Here is a 16,743-nt window from a genome sequence, read left to right on the forward strand (position 1 = left end):
TCGACCTTACCCTCCAAACGCCTCGCGAGGATCGCGCGGGGATCAAGCAGGACCTCTTCCATGACCCATCGCATTCTCGCCCGCCGCCTGTTCGGTACAAGCCTTGTGGCGCTCGCCGCCGCCGCTTCGCAGCCCGCTTTCGCGCAGGACGAGGCGACCGGCGCCGAACAGCAGGGCGATGGCCAGCTCAACACGATCGTCGTGACCGCCAATCGCCGTGAGGAGAACCTGCAGGACGTGCCGGTCTCCGCCGCCACGCTCGATGCCGACACGGTTAAGACCATCTTCGACGCCGGTGCCGAAGTTACCGCCCTCGCCGCACGCGTGCCCGGCCTGTTCGTCGAAAGCTCGAACGGGCGTGCCGCTCCGCGTTTCTACATTCGCGGCCTCGGTAATACCGACTTCGACCTTGCCGCGTCGCAGCCGGTCTCGGTCGTGATGGACGATGTCGTCCTCGAGAACGTGACGCTCAAGAGCTTCCCGATCTTCGATATCGAACGCATCGAGGTGCTGCGCGGCCCGCAAGGTACGCTGTTCGGCCGCAACACGCCGGCCGGTATCGTGAAGATCGACACCGTGCGCCCGGGCGACGCCTTCGAGGCGCAGGGCTCGGTCAGCTACGGCAGCTTCGATTCCATCTCGCTCGATGCAGGCATCACCGTGCCGCTGGCGGATATCGCCTCTGTCCGCGTATCGGGCCTGTGGCAGAGCCGCGGCGACTATATCGACAACGGCTTCACCGGCGAAGAGGATACCTATGGCGCCTATGACGAACTCGCTGGTCGCATCCAGCTGCTGCTGACGCCGACCGACCGGTTGAGCATCCTGGGTTCGTACCAGCTGCGCGACCTCGAAGGCACCTCGACGCTGTTCCGTGCCAATATCCTTGGGCCGGGCGATAACGAGCTCAACGAGAATTACGACCGCAAGACCGTGTTCTACGACGCGGGCGCGGGCAACCAGGCGCAGTACGAAGCCGACATCGCGACCATCCGCGTCGACTACGATGCCGATTTCGCCACCGTCACCAGCATCACGTCCTGGGCCAACAGCGAGGGTTCCAGCCGCGGCGATATCGACGGCGGCTTCGGCGCGGCCTTCCTGCCGGTGAGCGGTCCGGGCTTCATCCCGTTCCCCTCCGACACGCAGGACTCGATCGAGCTCGACCAGTTCACCCACGAGGTGCGGCTGGCCTCCGACACCGGCGGCACGCTGGACTGGCAGGTCGGCATGTTCGTGTTCGAAAGCGATTTCAACGTGACCACCGTCGGCTTCGATTTCCCGCCTTCCGTGACGGTCCGCCACACCAATGACAGCTGGGCGGTGTTCGGCCAGCTCTCGGCGCAGGTGACCGACGTGCTCAAGCTCACCGGCGGCCTGCGCTGGACCGATGACGAGAAACAGTTCGGCGTGACCTCGCCGTCCTTCATCTCCGGTCCCGGCCTGCAGTTTCGGGAAGTCGAGGATTCGCGCCTTAGCTGGGACCTCGCCGCCTTCCTCGACGTGAGCGACGATGCCAGCGTTTTCGCACGCGTCGCCAACGGCTTCCGCGCACCGACCATCCAGGGCCGCGACGTGGCCTTCGGCGCGCCGCCCTCGATCGCTTTGTCGGAGAAGATCACCAGCTACGAAGTCGGCTTCAAGTCCGAGCTGGCCGACCGCCGCGTGCGCCTGAACGGCGCGGTCTATTACTACACGATCGAGGATCCGCAGTTCTCTGCCGTCGGCGGCGCGGGCAACCTTGTGCAGCTGGTCAATGCGGAGAAGGGCCGCGGCCTCGGCTTCGAGCTCGACAGTGCCTTCCAGGTGACGCCCGATTTCCTGATTACGGCCGGCCTCAGCTGGAACGACACCAAGATCCAGGACGAGAACCTCGCTGTGGGCATCTGCGCGCAGTGCACCGTCGTCGATCCGACCGTCGTCCTGTCCGGCACCACGCGCGCGCTGGTGGACGGCAACCCGTTCCCCAATGCGCCCGAATGGATCGCGGACGTAACGGCGCGTTACGGTTTCCCGATCGGCAATGGCGGCGAAATCTTCGCCTTCACCGACTGGGCCTATCAGGGCGCGACGAACTTCTTCCTCTACGAGAGCGAGGAGTTCAACGCGAACAACCAGATCGAAGGCGGCCTGCGCGTCGGCTATGCCCGCACCGACGGCAGCCTCGAAGTCGCGGCCTTCGTGCGCAACATTACCGATGCCGACAATGTGAAGGGCGGCATCGATTTCAACAACAATACCGGTTTCGTGAACGACCCGCGCGTCTTCGGCGTGTCGGCCCGCGTCCGCTACTGATCGCAATCGTCACGGGGGAAAAGGCCGGGAGGGTGAATGCCTTCCCGGCCTTTTTGTTGTCCGCCGGATTTATTCGCCGCTGCCTTCCGGGACGACGGCAATGCGCAGCACGCCGTTGGCGGTCAGGTAGCGCCGGGCGAAAGCCTGGATGTCGGCGGCGGTGATCTCGCGCAGTCGCGGCTCGTAGCGACGAATGCGGTCGAGGCGGTCGGCGCGGAGTTGGGCGTTTTCGAGCGCGCCGACCCAATAGCTGTTCTCGCGCCGCTGCTTGGCGATACGTTCCACCAACGGATTGCGTGCGCGGGCCAGCAGGTCGTCGTCCACCGCAGAGTCGCGCATCTCGGCGGCGATTTCGTCGATCGCATCGAAGGCCAGCGCCTGCTTCGAAGGTTCGACGATAGCCAGCGCGCCGAGATAGCCGAAGCTGTCGAACACGCTCGACATGCTGGAATAGGCCTCGGGCGAATAGGTCGCGCCGAGCTCCTCGCGCAGCTTTTCCGTCAGTCTCAGGGTGATGACCGCGGCGGCAAGCTGCCCGGTTATCTCTTCCCTGTGGTTGTCGTCATCATCGGTCGGCCAGGCGACATGGACAAGGCCCTGGTCGGCTTCGCCCTTGTGGTAGAGCGTGCGCAGGCTGCGGTCCTGCGGGAAGACGACTTGCCGTGCTTCGGGATAATCGCGTAGCGCTTCGGGCCGCTCCGGCAAGGCTCCGAAGGTCCGCGCGACGGCATCGATCACCTGCTGCTCTTCAAAGTCGCCAACTACGGCGATCTCGATCGCACCCTGTTCGAGTCCCGGCGCTACAGCGGCGCGCAAGTCGTCGAGCGTCAGCCCGAGCAATTCCTGCTCGTCCGGCGTGCCGAAGCGTTTGTCCCCTCCGCCGATCACGCGGGGTACTTGGTTGCGGAAGACGTTGATCGGCGAGGCATCCGTTTGCGCGATGAAAGACGGGATGATCGCGTTCCACCGGGCCTCGGCTTCGGGGCGATACCCCGGTGCGGTCAGATAGGCCGCGGTAACCTCCATCTGGCGCTCGAAATCGGCAGCCTTGGTGGTTCCTGCGGCATGGAAGTGGTCGGTCGCGGAGGCGATGCCGAGGCTCACGTTCCGCCCCGCCAGAATGCGGCGCAACTCCTCGAAATCATGCTGCTCCAGCCCTGCAAGTCCGTAGACCGAATTCAGCATCATCGTCGCGCCCGGCTGGTCCAGCCCGTAGCCGAGCTCTCCCGCGCCTATGCGAACATGGAAACGGACTTCGTTGTCCTTGAAATCGGTCGGCTTGAGATTGAGCCGCACGTTGTTGTCGAACGTCAACGCGCGGAAGCCGAGATCTTCGATCCGCTCGTCCGCCACCACGGTGCCCGGCGTACCGAAATCGGTGTAGGCGAAGTCGGCCGTCGCCTCCTCGACCGGCGACGTCACCGCGACCTCTTGCGCCGCCTCATAGGCTTCGAGGATCGCTTCTTCGCCTCCTTCGACCGGCGCCTTCGACGCTACGAGAATTAGCGGGCCCGAACCGGTGAAGGCTTGCTTGAAAATCGCATGAACCGCCTCCGCTGTCAGTTCCGGGCGGATCCGCTGGAACACGTCGTACCGGGTGGCCGGCGTGACGAAGGGGCGCTCGTCGGACAGCGTTGCGATGAGGCCGTTCGCCAGCGTCGCGCTCGGCCGCGTCGCCTGCCGCTCGGCGCCGTTCTTCAGCGCCGTATCGAGATTGGTCAGCGCTTCGGTGATCTCGCTGGCGGTGAAGCCGTATTCGAGCGCGCGGCGGATCTCCTGCTCTCCGACTGCGAGCGCTTCGTCCCAGCGATCCTCGCGCGCGTAGACTGTGACGCCTGCGTGCGTTGCGACATCTTGGAAATCGGCAATCCGCATCCCCGCGCGCAGAACAGGCGATTCCGGCGCAAGCGCCAGCTTCTGCAAACGGCGATTGACGATTTGCGAGGCGACGCCGATTTGGAACGCCCGGCTTGCCTCGGCGACGGTCGTGGGCCGCTCGACGAAGGGCGACTGGCGGGTGATCTCGACCAGATAATCGATCGAGGGATCGACAAAATTGGTCGCTGCGGGTGCGCGCTCGAAATCGACTGTGCCGACGTTGGTGACAAACAGCGGCTCGTCCGGCTTCTGCCAGTCGGCAAAGCGCTCCTTGATCTTGGCCTCGATCATGTCCGGATCGACTTCGCCCACGATCACCAGCGTGGCATTGTCCGGCCGGTAATAGCGCTCGTACATCGCGCGCAATTGCTCGGCGGTCACCGTGGCGGTGGGGCCGGCTCCATCGGGACCGGGAAAGCGCGTGGCGTAGAGAGTGTCCGGAGCGAGCAATTTGAAGGACGTGCGGGCGTTGCGCGCCTGATAGCTGTTCCGGGTCTGGATTTCGGATTGCAGGATGCCGCGCTCGCGATCAACCGCGTCTTGCGTGATGGTCAGCTCCGAGCCGATCTCGCGCATCAGCATCAGGCCGGTATCGATCAGGCTCTCGTCATTGCGAGGCAGGGCCAGCTTGTAGATCGTCTCGTCGAAGCCTGTCGAGGCATTGGTGTCGGCGCCGAACTTGAGCCCCTCCCGCTCGAGCAGCTTGATCATCTCGCCTTCGGGAACATTGGCCGACCCGTTGAAGGCCATGTGCTCGATGAAGTGTGCGGCGTTCAGCTCGCCGTCGAGTTCGTCGATGAAGCCGACGTCGTAATGCATGCGCAGCACCACTTCGTTCTGCGGCGTCGCATTGCGCATGATCGCGTATCTCATACCGTTGTCGAGCGTACCGAAGCGGACCGTCGGGTCGGCGGGAATGTCGTAGACGGGGAAGTTCCAGCCGGTGACAGTACTCGGCTCGATTTGCGCCTCGGCGGCCTGTTCCGTTTCCTGCGCAGCTGAATGCACAGGGATAAGACAGGCCGCCGCTGCCAGAGCGAGCAGGGGCAAGCCGGCAATGCGCCGGCGCGGGGTGAGGCTGGTCATGAAATGCGTCCCGATTGCGCCGCAACAGCGGCAAGTCCGGACGTCAGCCTAAGGCAAAATCGCCGCGCCGCAAGCGCAGCGCGCGGCAATAGTGCGTGCGCCCTATGCCTATTTCTTCGGCTTGACCGGGGAGCGCAAGCGGCTGCGATGGGCGCTCATGTCGAGCACCTCACCGGGGCCGTTATCGTCGTCCTGCAGCAGCTTTAGGCGGCGGGCGACTTCCTGATAGGCTTCGCTCTCCCCGCCGAGGTCGCGGCGGAAACGGTCCTTGTCGAGCTTTTCGCCGGTATTGATGTCCCACAGACGGCACCCGTCGGGGCTGATCTCGTCGGCCAGGATCACGCGGCTGTAATCCCCGTCCCAGATGCGGCCGAACTCAAGCTTGAAATCGACCAGCTTGATGTCGATCGCGGCGAACATGCCGGACAGGAAATCGTTGATGCGGATCGCCATGCTGGCCATGTCCTGCAGCTCTTCATGGCTGCACCAGTTGAAACAGGCGATTTCCTCTTCGGACACCAGCGGATCGCCGAGGCTGTCGTCCTTGTAGCAATATTCGAGCAGCGTGTGCGGCAACAGCTCGCCTTCCTCGATGCCGAGGCGCTTGCTGAGGGAGCCCGCCGCGACATTGCGCACGATCACTTCGAGCGGGATGATCTCGACCTGGCGGATCAGCTGCTCGCGCATGTTGAGGCGGCGGATGAAGTGGGTCGGGATGCCGATGTGGCTGAGGCGTGTGAACACGAACTCGCTGATGCGATTGTTGATCACGCCCTTGCCGTTGATCGTGCCCTTCTTCTGGGCATTGAAGGCGGTCGCATCGTCCTTGAAATATTGGATCAGCGTGCCGGGTTCGGGCCCCTCGTAGAGGATCTTGGCCTTGCCTTCGTAAATCTGGCGGCGACGTGCCATGCAGCTGTTCCTTCGCGCTTCAAAAGCCTGCGCCCCGGTGGCGGAATCGGATGCGACCGCTGCCCGGGGCGTTCGGCAAGCCGCATACAGAAGCGGTACGGCTAAAGCAATCAGTGGACCGTAGGGGCGTCATCCTCGACCGCGGGGGCATGATCGCGCTTCAGCTTCTCGATTAACCGGCCGAGCGTAGCGCGCTGGACGAGGACGCTGAACAACACTGCGGCGAAAGTTGCGGCGAGGATCAGGTCGCGCGTTTCGCCGGGCGGCAGTGAGAGGGCGAGTGCGATCGAAATACCGCCGCGCAATCCGCCCCACCACAGCACGCGGCCCGCGCCCTTGTCCTGCAAGCGCGCGGCGGGAATGGCCTTGGTCGAGACCAAAATGCCGATTGCCCGAGCCGCCAAGGTGATCGGAATGGCGACCAGCGCCAGCGCCGCTTCGTCGAAGCCGACGGTCAGCACGATCATTTCCAGCCCGATGAGCAGGAACAGGACGGAATTAAGCAATTCGTCCACCAGCTCCCAGAACTTGATCACATAGTCGCGGGTCACGTCGCTCATGGCGTAGGTAACCCCCTGGTTGCCGATCAGCAGCCCGGCCACCGCCATCGCCAGCGGGCCGGAGATGTGGAGATAGGAACACAGCGCATAGCCGCCCATCACCACGGCCAGCGTGATCAACACCTCCAGCGTGTACTCGTCCATGCTGGCGAGCGCGCGATAGCCGACCCAGCCGAACACCAGCCCCACCAGTATCCCGCCGCCCGCCTCGATCGCGAACAGCCGTGCACCTTCGGACAGGGAGAAGTCATTGCCGCTCACCGCCGCGCCCAACAGGATGATGAAGACCACGATGCCCACGCCGTCGTTGAACAGGCTTTCGCCCGCAACTGCGCTCTGGAGCGATGCGGGGACGTTCTCTTCCTTCAGCACGCCGAGCACCGACACCGGATCGGTCGGGGCGATCAGCGCGCCGAAAACGAAATACCAGATCGGCGCGATAGGCAGGGAGAGCAGCATGCCTACGCCCCACATGGCGAGCCCGACCAGCACGGTCGAAATCAGCACGCCCACGGTGGACAGCAGCAGGACCGGCAGCCAGGCGACCTTCAGCCGGTCGAGATCGACATGCAGGGCACCGGCGAACAGCAGGAAGCTGAGCATCCCCTGCAGCAGTGTTTCGGTGAAGTTCAACTGCTGGAGCGTCTCGGTTACCCAGTCGTCCAGCGTAATGCCTGGTACCACCGCATCGACCGCGGTCAGCACGATCGCCGCCAGCGCGCCCATCACGGTCAGGCCGATGATATGCGGCAGCTTGATGAAATGATGGTTGAGCCAGCCGAGCAGGGCAGAGGCGACCACCAGGATCGCGGCGAGTTCAAAGGCGGATAGCGCGCTGCTGGCTGTCTCGTGCATCCCGGAGGGGTTAGCGCGGCATCACGCCAGCACAACCCTCAGCCGCAAAGTTTCGCTGCCGTGTTAGCTACGCGCCTGCCAAGATAGCGCGCGCCATCGAGTTCGACTTTGCTCGGCTGGCGCGATCCGTCGCCATCGGCGATCGTGGTGGCACCATAGGGCGCGCCGCCCTTGACCTCGTCGACGCCGACCAGTCCTTCGAAACCGTAATCGAGACCGACCACCGTCATGCCCATGTGCAGCAGATTGTTTAGGATCGACCACAGCGTCGTTTCCTGCCCGCCATGCTGGCTCGCGGTCGAGGTAAAGCCCGCGCCGACCTTGCCGATCAGCGCGCCCTTCTGCCACAGACCGCCGGTCTGGTCCCAGAAGGCTGCCATCTGACTGCTCATCCGGCCGTAGCGGGTGGGGCTGCCGACGATGATGCCGTCGTACTCGGCCAGCTCCTCCGGCCCACCGATGCAGGTGTGGCCTTCCATCTGCTGGAAGCCTGCGCTTTCCACCACCTCCTGCGGCGCGGTTTCGGGCACGTGCCGCACCACGGCCTCGGCGCCCGTTTCGCGCACGCCCTCGGCAATCGCTTCTGCCATCTTGGCAGTGTGGCCGTAGGACGAATAATAGAGCACGAGGATGCGGGTCATGAGGGATTCCTTTTTGTTCGGTTCGATGGTCAAAGCGTGTGGCGCGGGCAGGGGTTCCGCATGACGGACGGGCCAGTCCTGCCGTGGCGTTATCGCCATTCCGGCCTGCTCGTGGGCTCGCAGATCGAGCTCGAGGCATGGAAAGCCTTTCGCACCGAAGATGAGGGCGAGCCGGATGTCGCCATAGTCACGTCCGACGAACGATGTCCCGACTGCCCGACCGATGGCGGCACCGCCACCGATATTGACGGCGTGCGCTTCGCCATTGAAGGTGTTGGCGGCTGGCAGGTGCAGGAGGGGCGGCGCATCCTGCTGCATCCCTCGCTCAGCGCCGATCCGCGCGAGTTGCAGCTTTTCACCCTCGGCAGCGCCTGGGGCCTGCTCGGCTACCAGCGCGGGCAGGCGATGTGGCATGGCAGCGCCGTCGAGCTGGACGGGCGGTGCGTGCTTTTCTGCGGCGAGGCGGGTGAGGGCAAGAGCACCATGGCGGCGGCGATGATCGCCAGCGGCGCGACGCTGGTGGCAGACGATCTCAGCCGTGCGGCACCGGGCGAGGGCACTGCGCTAATCTACCCGTCGAGCAGCCGCTTGAAGCTATGGAGCCAAGCGATCGACCATCTCGGCTGGCGGGACCGGATCATCGTGCGGGACTGGCTGCGCGACGACAAGTTTCACTGCCGGGTCCCCGCGCACCATGCGGGCGGGGGCGCCATGCCGCTCGACGCGATCGTGGTGCTCCAAAGTGGAAGCGAACCCGCGCTGGATCAGCTGACCGGTGGCACGGCGCTGGCGGCGGTGCTCGCCGGGACGATCTACCGGCCCGAAGCGCTGGAGGAGATGGGCTTATGGGCCGAGCAGGGGGCGATCGCGGCCAAGATCGCAGCGCAGGCCCCGGTCTATCGCCTGACCCGCCCGCGCGATCTGGCAGCGCTAGGCGAGAGCGTGAATGCAGTCACGGAAATGCTGAAATCGCTCGGGTAGCGAAGTGGTGCCCAGGGGCGGAGTCGAACCACCGACACGACGATTTTCAATCGTCTGCTCTACCACTGAGCTACCCGGGCACACCGCTTCGGCAAGAGGACCGCTGAGGCCCTGCGAGCAATGAGAGCGCGCCTATGGCGAAGCTGGCGCGCCTTGGCAAGGGGGGAATTCAGTCTTCCTGTGCGCCCGTCACCGCTGCCGCGATTTCTTCCGGCAGGGCGGGGCGGCCTGCCACACTATAGCCGTCGCCAAACCATTGCGAGAGGTCGCGGTCGCGGCAGCGGCTGGAGCAGAACGGGCTGAATTCCTCGATGCGGGCTTTCTTGCAGATCGGGCAGGGCTTGGCGGGCTTAGTCATGCGGCACGATCTGGGCCTGCGCCGCCTCGATCGCAAGACCGGGATCGGTTTCGACGCGCGTCGGGCGACCGGTGCGGCGTTCGAGTTCCGCGAGCCATTCGGGTTTGAGCTTGACTTTCAGCGCGGGGTGGACCGTCAGCAAAGTCGCACCCGGCCCCTCGACCATTTCCGCCCGACGCAGCGCCATACGCGCGGCCATTCCCACGCGCGAAGTGGCAAAACGATTGAGCAGCGAGGGGCCTTCGAGCCGCGCGACGATGTGGACGAAGCCGAAGCCGTTCATGGCGGTGCGCTCGTGCGGCCAGTTCGCGAGGGCTTGCTCAAGCGCCGCATCGATTGCCTTGCGGTCCTTTTTGGCTTCGAGTGTCGGGAAGTCGATGCCAATGGACCCGCCGAGATCGAACAGCGGCAGCCAACGCGCGATTTCCGGCACGGCAGCCAGCGCAAGCTCTCGCGGTGACAGGTCCCCGTCGATGTCGATCAGCGTCATCGCTGGCGTGACGGCGAAGAGCAGCGAACCGCCCGAGAATTCGACTTCGCCGGAAGATGCGGCGTGCCAGATGTCCTCCCACGCTCTGCCGGGGAAACTGCGGACAGGTGTTGCGCCATCTATCGGACTGTCCGCCGATGCGGATGTCGCCGCCCTCGGGCGAGCAGCCGCCAGCTTGAAGCGACCGCGTTCGGTGATGGCGGCGCGCGTAATCACAAGAGGGATGGTTGCGCCTTCGCTCGTATCGCGCGGCAGCCGATCGACAAGTAGCTCGCGGCCCGACGGATGCAGCGCTAGACCGCGCGATCCAGACTTGCGGAGGAGTTTTCCGTCGAAGGTCTCGCCGGGCGCAAGTTCCCCCGGCCAGCGCATTTTCGCAGCCCGAGGGGTGTCGCCCTCCACTAAGAGCGCGCGCGTCTCGCTAATGCCATGCTCGACAAACCACTCCGGCCTGGTGTCAGGCAATGTCGAACCCCGCCGCTTTCAGCAATGCGCGCGTTTCGTAGAGCGGCAGGCCGACTACGCCAGAGTGGCTCCCCTGGATACGGCTGATGAGCCCTTCGGCCATGCCCTGAATGGCGTATCCGCCCGCCTTGCCGTCCCACTCGCCGCTGGCGAGGTAGGCGTCGATCTCTTGCGTCGACAGGCGCTTAAACATTACTAAGGTCTCGCTCAACCGCTCGCGCATCGTGCCGTCGGGGTCGCGCAGCGCAATGGCCGATAGGACGCGGTGACGGCGGCCGGAGAGAAGTTCGAGGCATCGGCGCGCAGTCGCCTCGTCTTCGGCCTTGGGCAGGATGCGGCGACCGGCCGCCACGACCGTGTCGCCCGCCAGCACGAAGCCATCATCCAATGCGGCCGCTTCGGCCTTCTCGCGCGCCATGCGCCTGGCATAGTCGCGCGGCAGTTCGGCCTTGCGCGGCGTCTCGTCGATATCGGCGGGAGCGATGGCATCGGGAGTCACGCCGAGGCGCGCTATCAGTTCGCGCCTGCGGGGACTTGCCGATGCGAGAATGAGCCGTGGCGAGCTCACGCGCGCTTACTGCGGGCCGGGGCCCTGGCCCGGGCCGCCACGGCCGGGCATGAAGCGATAGGTGATGCGCGCCTTGGTCAGGTCGTACGGCGTCAGTTCGCACAGCACTTCGTCGCCCACGAGCACGCGGATGCGGTTCTTGCGCATCTTGCCGGCAGTGTGCCCAAGCACCTCATGGCCGTTTTCGAGCTCTACCCGGAACATCGCGTTCGGCAGCAGCTCGACCACCTTGCCGCGCATTTCGAGGAGTTCTTCTTTGGCCATGCAGTCTGTCTATCCGTGTCTAGGTGAAGTTTCGTGGTCGCGCCCTGTAGCGGCAAGCCTGCGAAAAGGGAAGCCTCGGCGCTCTCGCCGCGCCGCGGGGCGCTGTCCGACCAATGTGGGATGCGCTTCGACCGGTTACAATCCGATACGTCATCACCTGTTGTAACGTTGAAGGGTTTCCTACACTGACGGAGGAGAGGGGCGGTTATATCGAAATACGAAAGCTGATCCCTTGAAGCATTGCCTTGCAATTACCGTCTCGCTCGCCGCGCTTGTCTCGGCGAATACTGGCCTCGCACAAGAAGCGGCGGAGATAGCGCAGGAGCCCGCTGCCGACGCGCAAGAGTCCGACGAGCCGGAGTACGACGACGACACGATCGTCGTCACCAGTACGCGCATTCGCGGCCAGCTGATCGTGGATCAGCCGCCCATCGCCGAATATGACGAAGAAGATATCGCCGCTTTCGGCGGCGGTTCGATCGCCGACATCATCGAGGCGATCCAGCCTGCCACCAGTAGCGGAGCCCGTGGCAGCCGCGGCGGCGGACGCCCGGTTTTCCTGATCAATGGGATCCGCGTGTCTAGCTGGCGCGAATTCCGCTCCTATCCGCCGGAGTCTGTCGCCAAGATCGAGGTTTTCCCCGAGGAAGTGGCCCAGCGCTTCGGCTATTCCCCCGACCAGCGGGTGGTGAACATCATCCTGAAGCCGAATTTTCAGAGCGTCACTGCAGAGGTCGAGTACGAGCAGCCTTCGCGCGGCGGCTATTCCTACAACGAGCAGGAACTCACCTATCTGCGGATCGGCGAGAAAGCTCGGGTCAACTTCAATGCCGAAGTCGAGGATCGCAGCCTGCTCACCGAGGCGGAGCGCGGGCTCGCCATCGAAGGGCGCGAAGACGAGGCACCTTTCCGCTCGCTGGTGTCCGACACCTGGAGTGGCGAGCTGACGGCGAACTACGCGCGCGCCTTCATGGAGAGCGGCGATTCCATCAGCTTGAACGCCACCCTCAACCGCGACCGCAGCCGTAGTCTGTCCGGGCTGGCGAACGATGGGCTGACACCGCTCGAACGGCGTAGCGAAACCGACACGATCTCGCTCGGCGGGACCTTCAATTCCGCATTCGGCGACTGGAAAGCCAATTTCATCTCCGACGCCGTGTTTACGGATGGCGAAACGCAGATCGACCGCTTCGATTCGTCCGGTTTCGATATCGCCGACAGCAGGACGTACAGTATCACCAACAACGCCACCCTGACCGGCTATCCCATCGCACTTCCGGCGGGCGACGTGGCCGTGACGCTGGATGCGGGTCTCGACTGGACGCGGCTCGAGAGCGCCGACACACGCTCCGATACGGATCTATCGCTCACCCGTAGGCGGGTCGACGGCGGCATCAATCTCGCCGTACCCATCGCCGAACGCGACGGAGCGCTGGGAGCCATCGGCGATCTCAGCCTGAACCTTTCAGCAGGAATCGACGAACTGTCCGATTTCGGCGTGCTGACCGACTGGACGGCAGGAGCAACCTGGCGGCCGTTCGAGAATCTGACGCTGGGCGCGACCTATTTCCGCCGCGAAGTCGCGCCGAGCCTGACTAATCTCGGCAGCCCGCGGATTGACGAGTTCAACGTGCCGGTGTTCGACTATGCCAGCGGGGCGACCGAGTTGGTCACCTTGGTTACCGGCGGAAATCCCAACCTCGTCGCGGAAACGCAATCGGACTGGAAGTTCTCCGGCAATTGGCGCCTGCCGTTCTGGGAGGATGCGCGGCTGAACTTGGAATACGGGATTAATCGCTCGAACGATGTCACCTCTACGCCGGGGTTCAGCGCGGCCTTCGAGGAAGCTTTTCCCGACCGCGTAACGCGCGATGCTGGCGGCGACCTGCTGGCGATCGATCGCCGGCCGATTACCTTGTTCGAAACGCGCAGCCGTATCCTGTCGATCGGGTTCAACGCGCGCGGCCAGATCGGCAAGGCGCCCGAGCGGCCTGAGCGCGGAGCGGAGCGTGATGCGCAGCGGGGCGGGGCAGGCGCGCGTGGCGGCTTCGACCCGGCGCGCATGGATGCGATGCGCAAGGCCTTCTGCGGAGTGCCGCAAGGCGAGATCCCCGACCTGTCGCAAATCCCCGAACAGTTCCGCGCACGCTTGCTGGACGACAGCGGCAACCCCGATCCCGAGAAGATCGCCGCTGCGCGCGAGCGTTTCTGCGGAGAGGGCGCCGAGCAGCGCGGTGAAAGGTTCGCCGCCATGCGCACGGCCATTTGCGCCGATCCGCCCCAGCTGGATGGCTTGCCGGAGACGATGCTGGCCCGCCTAAGGAACGAGGATGGAGAAATCGACCCCGAGCGGCTCAAGGCACTGCGCGAGCGGATGTGTTCTGCCGATGGCGCACAAACGGAAGGTCAGGCCCGCCGGGGTGGCGGACGGCGCGGGGGGATGAACCCTTTCAGCCGCGGCGGCGGCGACGAGGACAAGCGGCCGCGCTATTTCTTCAGTGTCAATTTCGATCGTACGCTGGAGAACGACATCTTACTGGCAGACGGCGGCCCGCTGTTCGACCAGCTGGCTGGCGATGTGCTGGGGGGCGGCGCAATTGCCGCGAACTCCGCGCGGCTGGAGGGTGGCCTGTTCTGGCAGGGCTACGGCTTGCGGTTGTCGGGCCGATACACCGGAAAGGCGCGGCTCAACGGCAGCGGACTTCCGGGCTCAAGCGATCTGTTCTTCGACGATCTTGCGACCCTCGACCTACGGCTATTCGCCGATCTCGGCGAGGTGTTCGACAAGGACGACGGCTGGCTCAAGGGCCTGCGGGTCTCGCTCAAGGCCGACAACATCTTCGATGCGCGCCGCCGCGTGGTGGACGAGGACGGCGTCGTGCCAGATGCTTACGACCCGCTGCGGATCGACCCGACCGGGCGCTATCTCGGCATCGACGTCCGGAAGGCGTTCTAGCGCGTCAGTGCAGCCGCGAGCGCGGGAAGGCGATGTTGGCGATGCCGCGCGGGCTGAATTTGTGCCACTCGCCTTCGGGCTGGGCGAGGCGGTCGGCGATGGCATAGACCACCGCCGGATTGACGCCGAGGCCGATATGGCTGGCGATCACCTCGATATTCTCGCAGCACTCGTGATCGGCCGCCTGGACCGACCCGCGCCAGTGGACCACGCCATCGCCCTTGGACAGGATCGACGTGGTCGGCACCGGCGGCGCCTTGGCGAGGTCGCGGAAATTGCCGGTCTGCATCGGTTCGGGTTCGCGTCCGTTGAGGAGTTCGAACAGCCGCCGCGCATTGGTGTGGTTGCGATCGTCGCTGATCGGGCTGCCGAGGCTGATGACCATGCGGACCTTTTCGGGTGCCAGCTTGGCCAGCTCGCGCGCGAAGACCCCGCCGAGGCTCCAGCCGACGATCGAAATCTTGTCGCCAGTGCGATCGTGGATTTCGTCGACGCAGGCCATCATCGCTTCGATGCGGGCATTGTCGACCCGCAAATTGCGACCGAGGTTCCAGCCGACCGCATTGTAGCCGAGCCGCTCCAGCATCGCGCGCAAGGGCCGCGTCGAGGCATCCGACGCCATGAAGCCGGGCAGCACCAGCACGCCATGCCCGTCGCCTTTCGGCAGCCGCTTGAGCAGCGGGCGCAGCGCCAGGAAGCTGGCGAATTCGCCCATGGCTCGGCTCGGCTCGGTCAGGGCAAGCAGCGTGTGCGGCGGGCGCGCTTCGGTTGCCGTCTCGGCAGTTGCGGTAGTCAAGATGTTTGTGATCCTTTCCCTTTACGGGTGGCCTTCGAACGGCTGGTGGCCTGTTTCGTGCCTCCCTTCGCCGGTTTGGCGGGTGTTTTGCGTACAGCCTGCTTCTTCGCGACAGGCTTTTTGGTCGTTGTCGCGCCTTTCTTAGGCGCAGATTTCTTGGCAGTGGGCTCCTTCGCCGGTGCTTCCGCCGCCGCCTTCGCCGCATCGCGCAGTTCCTCGAAGCTTTCGACGATGCATTCGATGTAGAAATCGGGATCGGGCAGCAGTTCGCGGCAGGCGGTGAAGCTGATCGTCGCTTCGTCGGTATAACTTTGGACGACGTGGCCCAGGCCCATGCCGTCGGTCAGGCACACGAGGCCCATCTGGCTTTCCAGCCGCGAGCCGCAGGAATAGATCGGCACCGGCGGACCGGGCACATTGGTCACCACGGTCGAGAAGATCGGCCCGACGCCTCGATTGGCGAGCCCGAGGCGGGTATAGAGCTGCGCGCCGAGGCTCATCCACAGGGCCGGGCTGACCTTGCTCGCCTCGGTCATGTTGCGCGCGCCCATCGCCTCGGTCATCGCTTTGGAATTCTTCGTGCGGTCGTGGCAATATTGCAGCCGCTCCAGCGGTTCCTCGATATGCGTACCCAGCGGCGCGACCATCGCGGCGACCTGGTTGCCCATGTCGCCTTTTTCGTCCTTTGTGCGGACCGAAATCGGGGCCATGGCGGTGAGCGTCTTCTTGGGCAGGTCGTCCTTTGCAAGCAGGTATTTGCGCATCGCGCCGCCGACGATGGCGAGAAACACGTCGTTTACCTTCGCGCCATCGACCGCCTGCCGGATCATCTTGATATCGGCGAGCGGCACGCTGCGCCCTTCGACCACGCGGTGGCCCGAAATCTTGCGGTTGAAGCGCGTCTTGGGCGCGATCATCTCGCGCGAGAGGTCGAATTCCTTGGCGACCATGCCCTTCAGAGCCTTGGCGAGGCCAGGGGCAGCCTTCGCCGCGACCTCCAGCTGCTTCATCGGATTGGTGATCGCGTTGAAATAGCTCTTGCCGAGCAGTTCGACGGGATTGGGCACCTTCTCCGGTTGCCATTCGTCGAGACTGTTGGGTGGTGGTTCGTTGGGATCGAGAGTGTGCATCGCCTCCAGCAAATCCACCCCGCTCATTCCGTCGATCGCAGCGTGGTGGACCTTGGTCACCATGGCGTAGCTGCCTTTCGCAACGCCTTCGATGTTATCCAGCCCTTCGACCACGGTGAACTCCCACGGGGGTCGTTTCAGATCGAGCGGGCGCGAAAAAATGCGGGCGGCCTGGATGCACAGCTGCCGCCAGTCGCCCGGCTTGGGCAGGGCGATATGGCGGACGTGATATTCGAGGTCGAAATCCGGGTCCTCGATCCAGTAAGGATAGTCGAGGTCAAAGGGCACGCGCACCAGCCGCTGGCGGATCGTGCGGCTGAGCTGCATGCGGCTTTCGAAGAAGCTCAGGATGTCCTTGAAGCGGACGAAGCCGCCGGGCGCGGTCTCAGGGTTGTAGATCAGGATCGAGCCGATGTGCATCGGCGAATTGCGCGTTTCCAGCGCGACGAAGCTCGCATCCATGCCCTGGAGTTGGCGCATGTCGTTCCTTTCTGCACCACCCCAGACC

13 protein-coding genes and 1 tRNA gene are annotated in these 16,743 nt (G+C 64.6%); 3 read left to right on the plus strand and 11 right to left on the minus strand.

Features of this window, described 5'->3' with window-relative positions:
• Positions 1 to 60 precede the first annotated feature (60 nt).
• Positions 61 to 2,295 carry a TonB-dependent receptor gene (locus Q9K02_RS06000; protein ID WP_305932067.1) on the plus strand — a complete coding sequence of 745 codons (2,235 nt, stop codon included), beginning with the start codon at positions 61 to 63 and terminating at the stop codon, positions 2,293 to 2,295.
• 69 nt (positions 2,296 to 2,364) lie between these two features.
• Here Q9K02_RS06000 and Q9K02_RS06005 read toward each other — a convergent pair whose 3' ends face one another.
• The 4 genes from Q9K02_RS06005 to wrbA all read right to left on the minus strand — a co-directional run bounded on the left by Q9K02_RS06005 (position 2,365) and on the right by wrbA (position 8,227).
• A complete protein-coding gene (locus tag Q9K02_RS06005; protein ID WP_305932068.1) occupies positions 2,365 to 5,259 on the minus strand; it encodes a M16 family metallopeptidase in 2,895 nt (964 codons plus the stop codon).
• Between the two features lie 108 nt (positions 5,260 to 5,367).
• Positions 5,368 to 6,171, minus strand: a complete 804-nt coding sequence (gene purC / locus Q9K02_RS06010; protein WP_278327273.1) for a phosphoribosylaminoimidazolesuccinocarboxamide synthase — start codon at positions 6,169 to 6,171, stop codon at positions 5,368 to 5,370.
• 110 nt (positions 6,172 to 6,281) lie between these two features.
• Positions 6,282 to 7,586 carry a cation:proton antiporter gene (locus Q9K02_RS06015; protein WP_305932069.1) on the minus strand — a complete coding sequence of 435 codons (1,305 nt, stop codon included), beginning with the start codon at positions 7,584 to 7,586 and terminating at the stop codon, positions 6,282 to 6,284.
• Positions 7,587 to 7,624: 38 nt separating this feature from the next.
• On the minus strand, positions 7,625 to 8,227 hold the full coding sequence (gene wrbA, locus Q9K02_RS06020; RefSeq protein WP_305932070.1) for an NAD(P)H:quinone oxidoreductase: 603 nt from the start codon (positions 8,225 to 8,227) through the stop codon (positions 7,625 to 7,627).
• A 60-nt stretch (positions 8,228 to 8,287) separates the two neighbouring features.
• Here wrbA and Q9K02_RS06025 point away from each other — a divergent pair, with 60 nt between their 5' ends.
• On the plus strand, positions 8,288 to 9,208 hold the full coding sequence (locus tag Q9K02_RS06025; protein ID WP_305932071.1) for a phosphoenolpyruvate carboxykinase (ATP): 921 nt from the start codon (positions 8,288 to 8,290) through the stop codon (positions 9,206 to 9,208).
• A gap of 5 nt (positions 9,209 to 9,213) precedes the next feature.
• Here the strand turns inward: Q9K02_RS06025 and Q9K02_RS06030 are convergent.
• From Q9K02_RS06030 to infA, 5 genes are all read right to left on the minus strand, one after another.
• Positions 9,214 to 9,288: transfer RNA gene (locus tag Q9K02_RS06030), tRNA-Phe, on the minus strand.
• 89 nt (positions 9,289 to 9,377) lie between these two features.
• Positions 9,378 to 9,566 (minus strand): DNA gyrase inhibitor YacG, encoded by a 189-nt coding sequence (gene yacG / locus Q9K02_RS06035; protein ID WP_305932072.1) that lies wholly within the window; start codon positions 9,564 to 9,566, stop codon positions 9,378 to 9,380.
• Positions 9,559 to 10,521 (minus strand): ribonuclease E/G, encoded by a 963-nt coding sequence (locus Q9K02_RS06040; protein ID WP_305932073.1) that lies wholly within the window; start codon positions 10,519 to 10,521, stop codon positions 9,559 to 9,561. Before Q9K02_RS06040 ends, yacG begins: the two co-directional genes overlap by 8 nt.
• Positions 10,514 to 11,089 carry a Maf family protein gene (locus Q9K02_RS06045; RefSeq protein ID WP_305932074.1) on the minus strand — a complete coding sequence of 192 codons (576 nt, stop codon included), beginning with the start codon at positions 11,087 to 11,089 and terminating at the stop codon, positions 10,514 to 10,516. The genes Q9K02_RS06040 and Q9K02_RS06045 overlap by 8 nt, the downstream gene beginning before the upstream one ends.
• Before the next feature lie 6 nt (positions 11,090 to 11,095).
• Positions 11,096 to 11,353 (minus strand): translation initiation factor IF-1, encoded by a 258-nt coding sequence (infA, locus tag Q9K02_RS06050; protein ID WP_011413465.1) that lies wholly within the window; start codon positions 11,351 to 11,353, stop codon positions 11,096 to 11,098.
• Between the two features lie 232 nt (positions 11,354 to 11,585).
• On the opposite strand from infA, the gene Q9K02_RS06055 reads away from it, so the two are divergent.
• Positions 11,586 to 14,309: a TonB-dependent receptor gene (locus Q9K02_RS06055; RefSeq protein ID WP_305932075.1), complete on the plus strand. Its 2,724-nt coding sequence runs from the start codon at positions 11,586 to 11,588 to the stop codon at positions 14,307 to 14,309.
• A 4-nt stretch (positions 14,310 to 14,313) separates the two neighbouring features.
• Here the strand turns inward: Q9K02_RS06055 and Q9K02_RS06060 are convergent, their stop codons facing one another.
• Both Q9K02_RS06060 and Q9K02_RS06065 read right to left on the minus strand, forming a co-directional pair.
• A complete protein-coding gene (locus Q9K02_RS06060; protein ID WP_305932076.1) occupies positions 14,314 to 15,105 on the minus strand; it encodes an esterase/lipase family protein in 792 nt (263 codons plus the stop codon).
• Positions 15,102 to 16,715 (minus strand): WS/DGAT/MGAT family O-acyltransferase, encoded by a 1,614-nt coding sequence (locus Q9K02_RS06065; protein WP_305932077.1) that lies wholly within the window; start codon positions 16,713 to 16,715, stop codon positions 15,102 to 15,104. The genes Q9K02_RS06060 and Q9K02_RS06065 overlap by 4 nt, the downstream gene beginning before the upstream one ends.
• Between the last annotated feature and the right edge of the window lie 28 nt (positions 16,716 to 16,743).

It is taken from the genome of Qipengyuania profundimaris (genome assembly GCF_030717945.1).
Taxonomy (GTDB): Bacteria; Pseudomonadota; Alphaproteobacteria; order Sphingomonadales; family Sphingomonadaceae; genus Qipengyuania; species Qipengyuania profundimaris.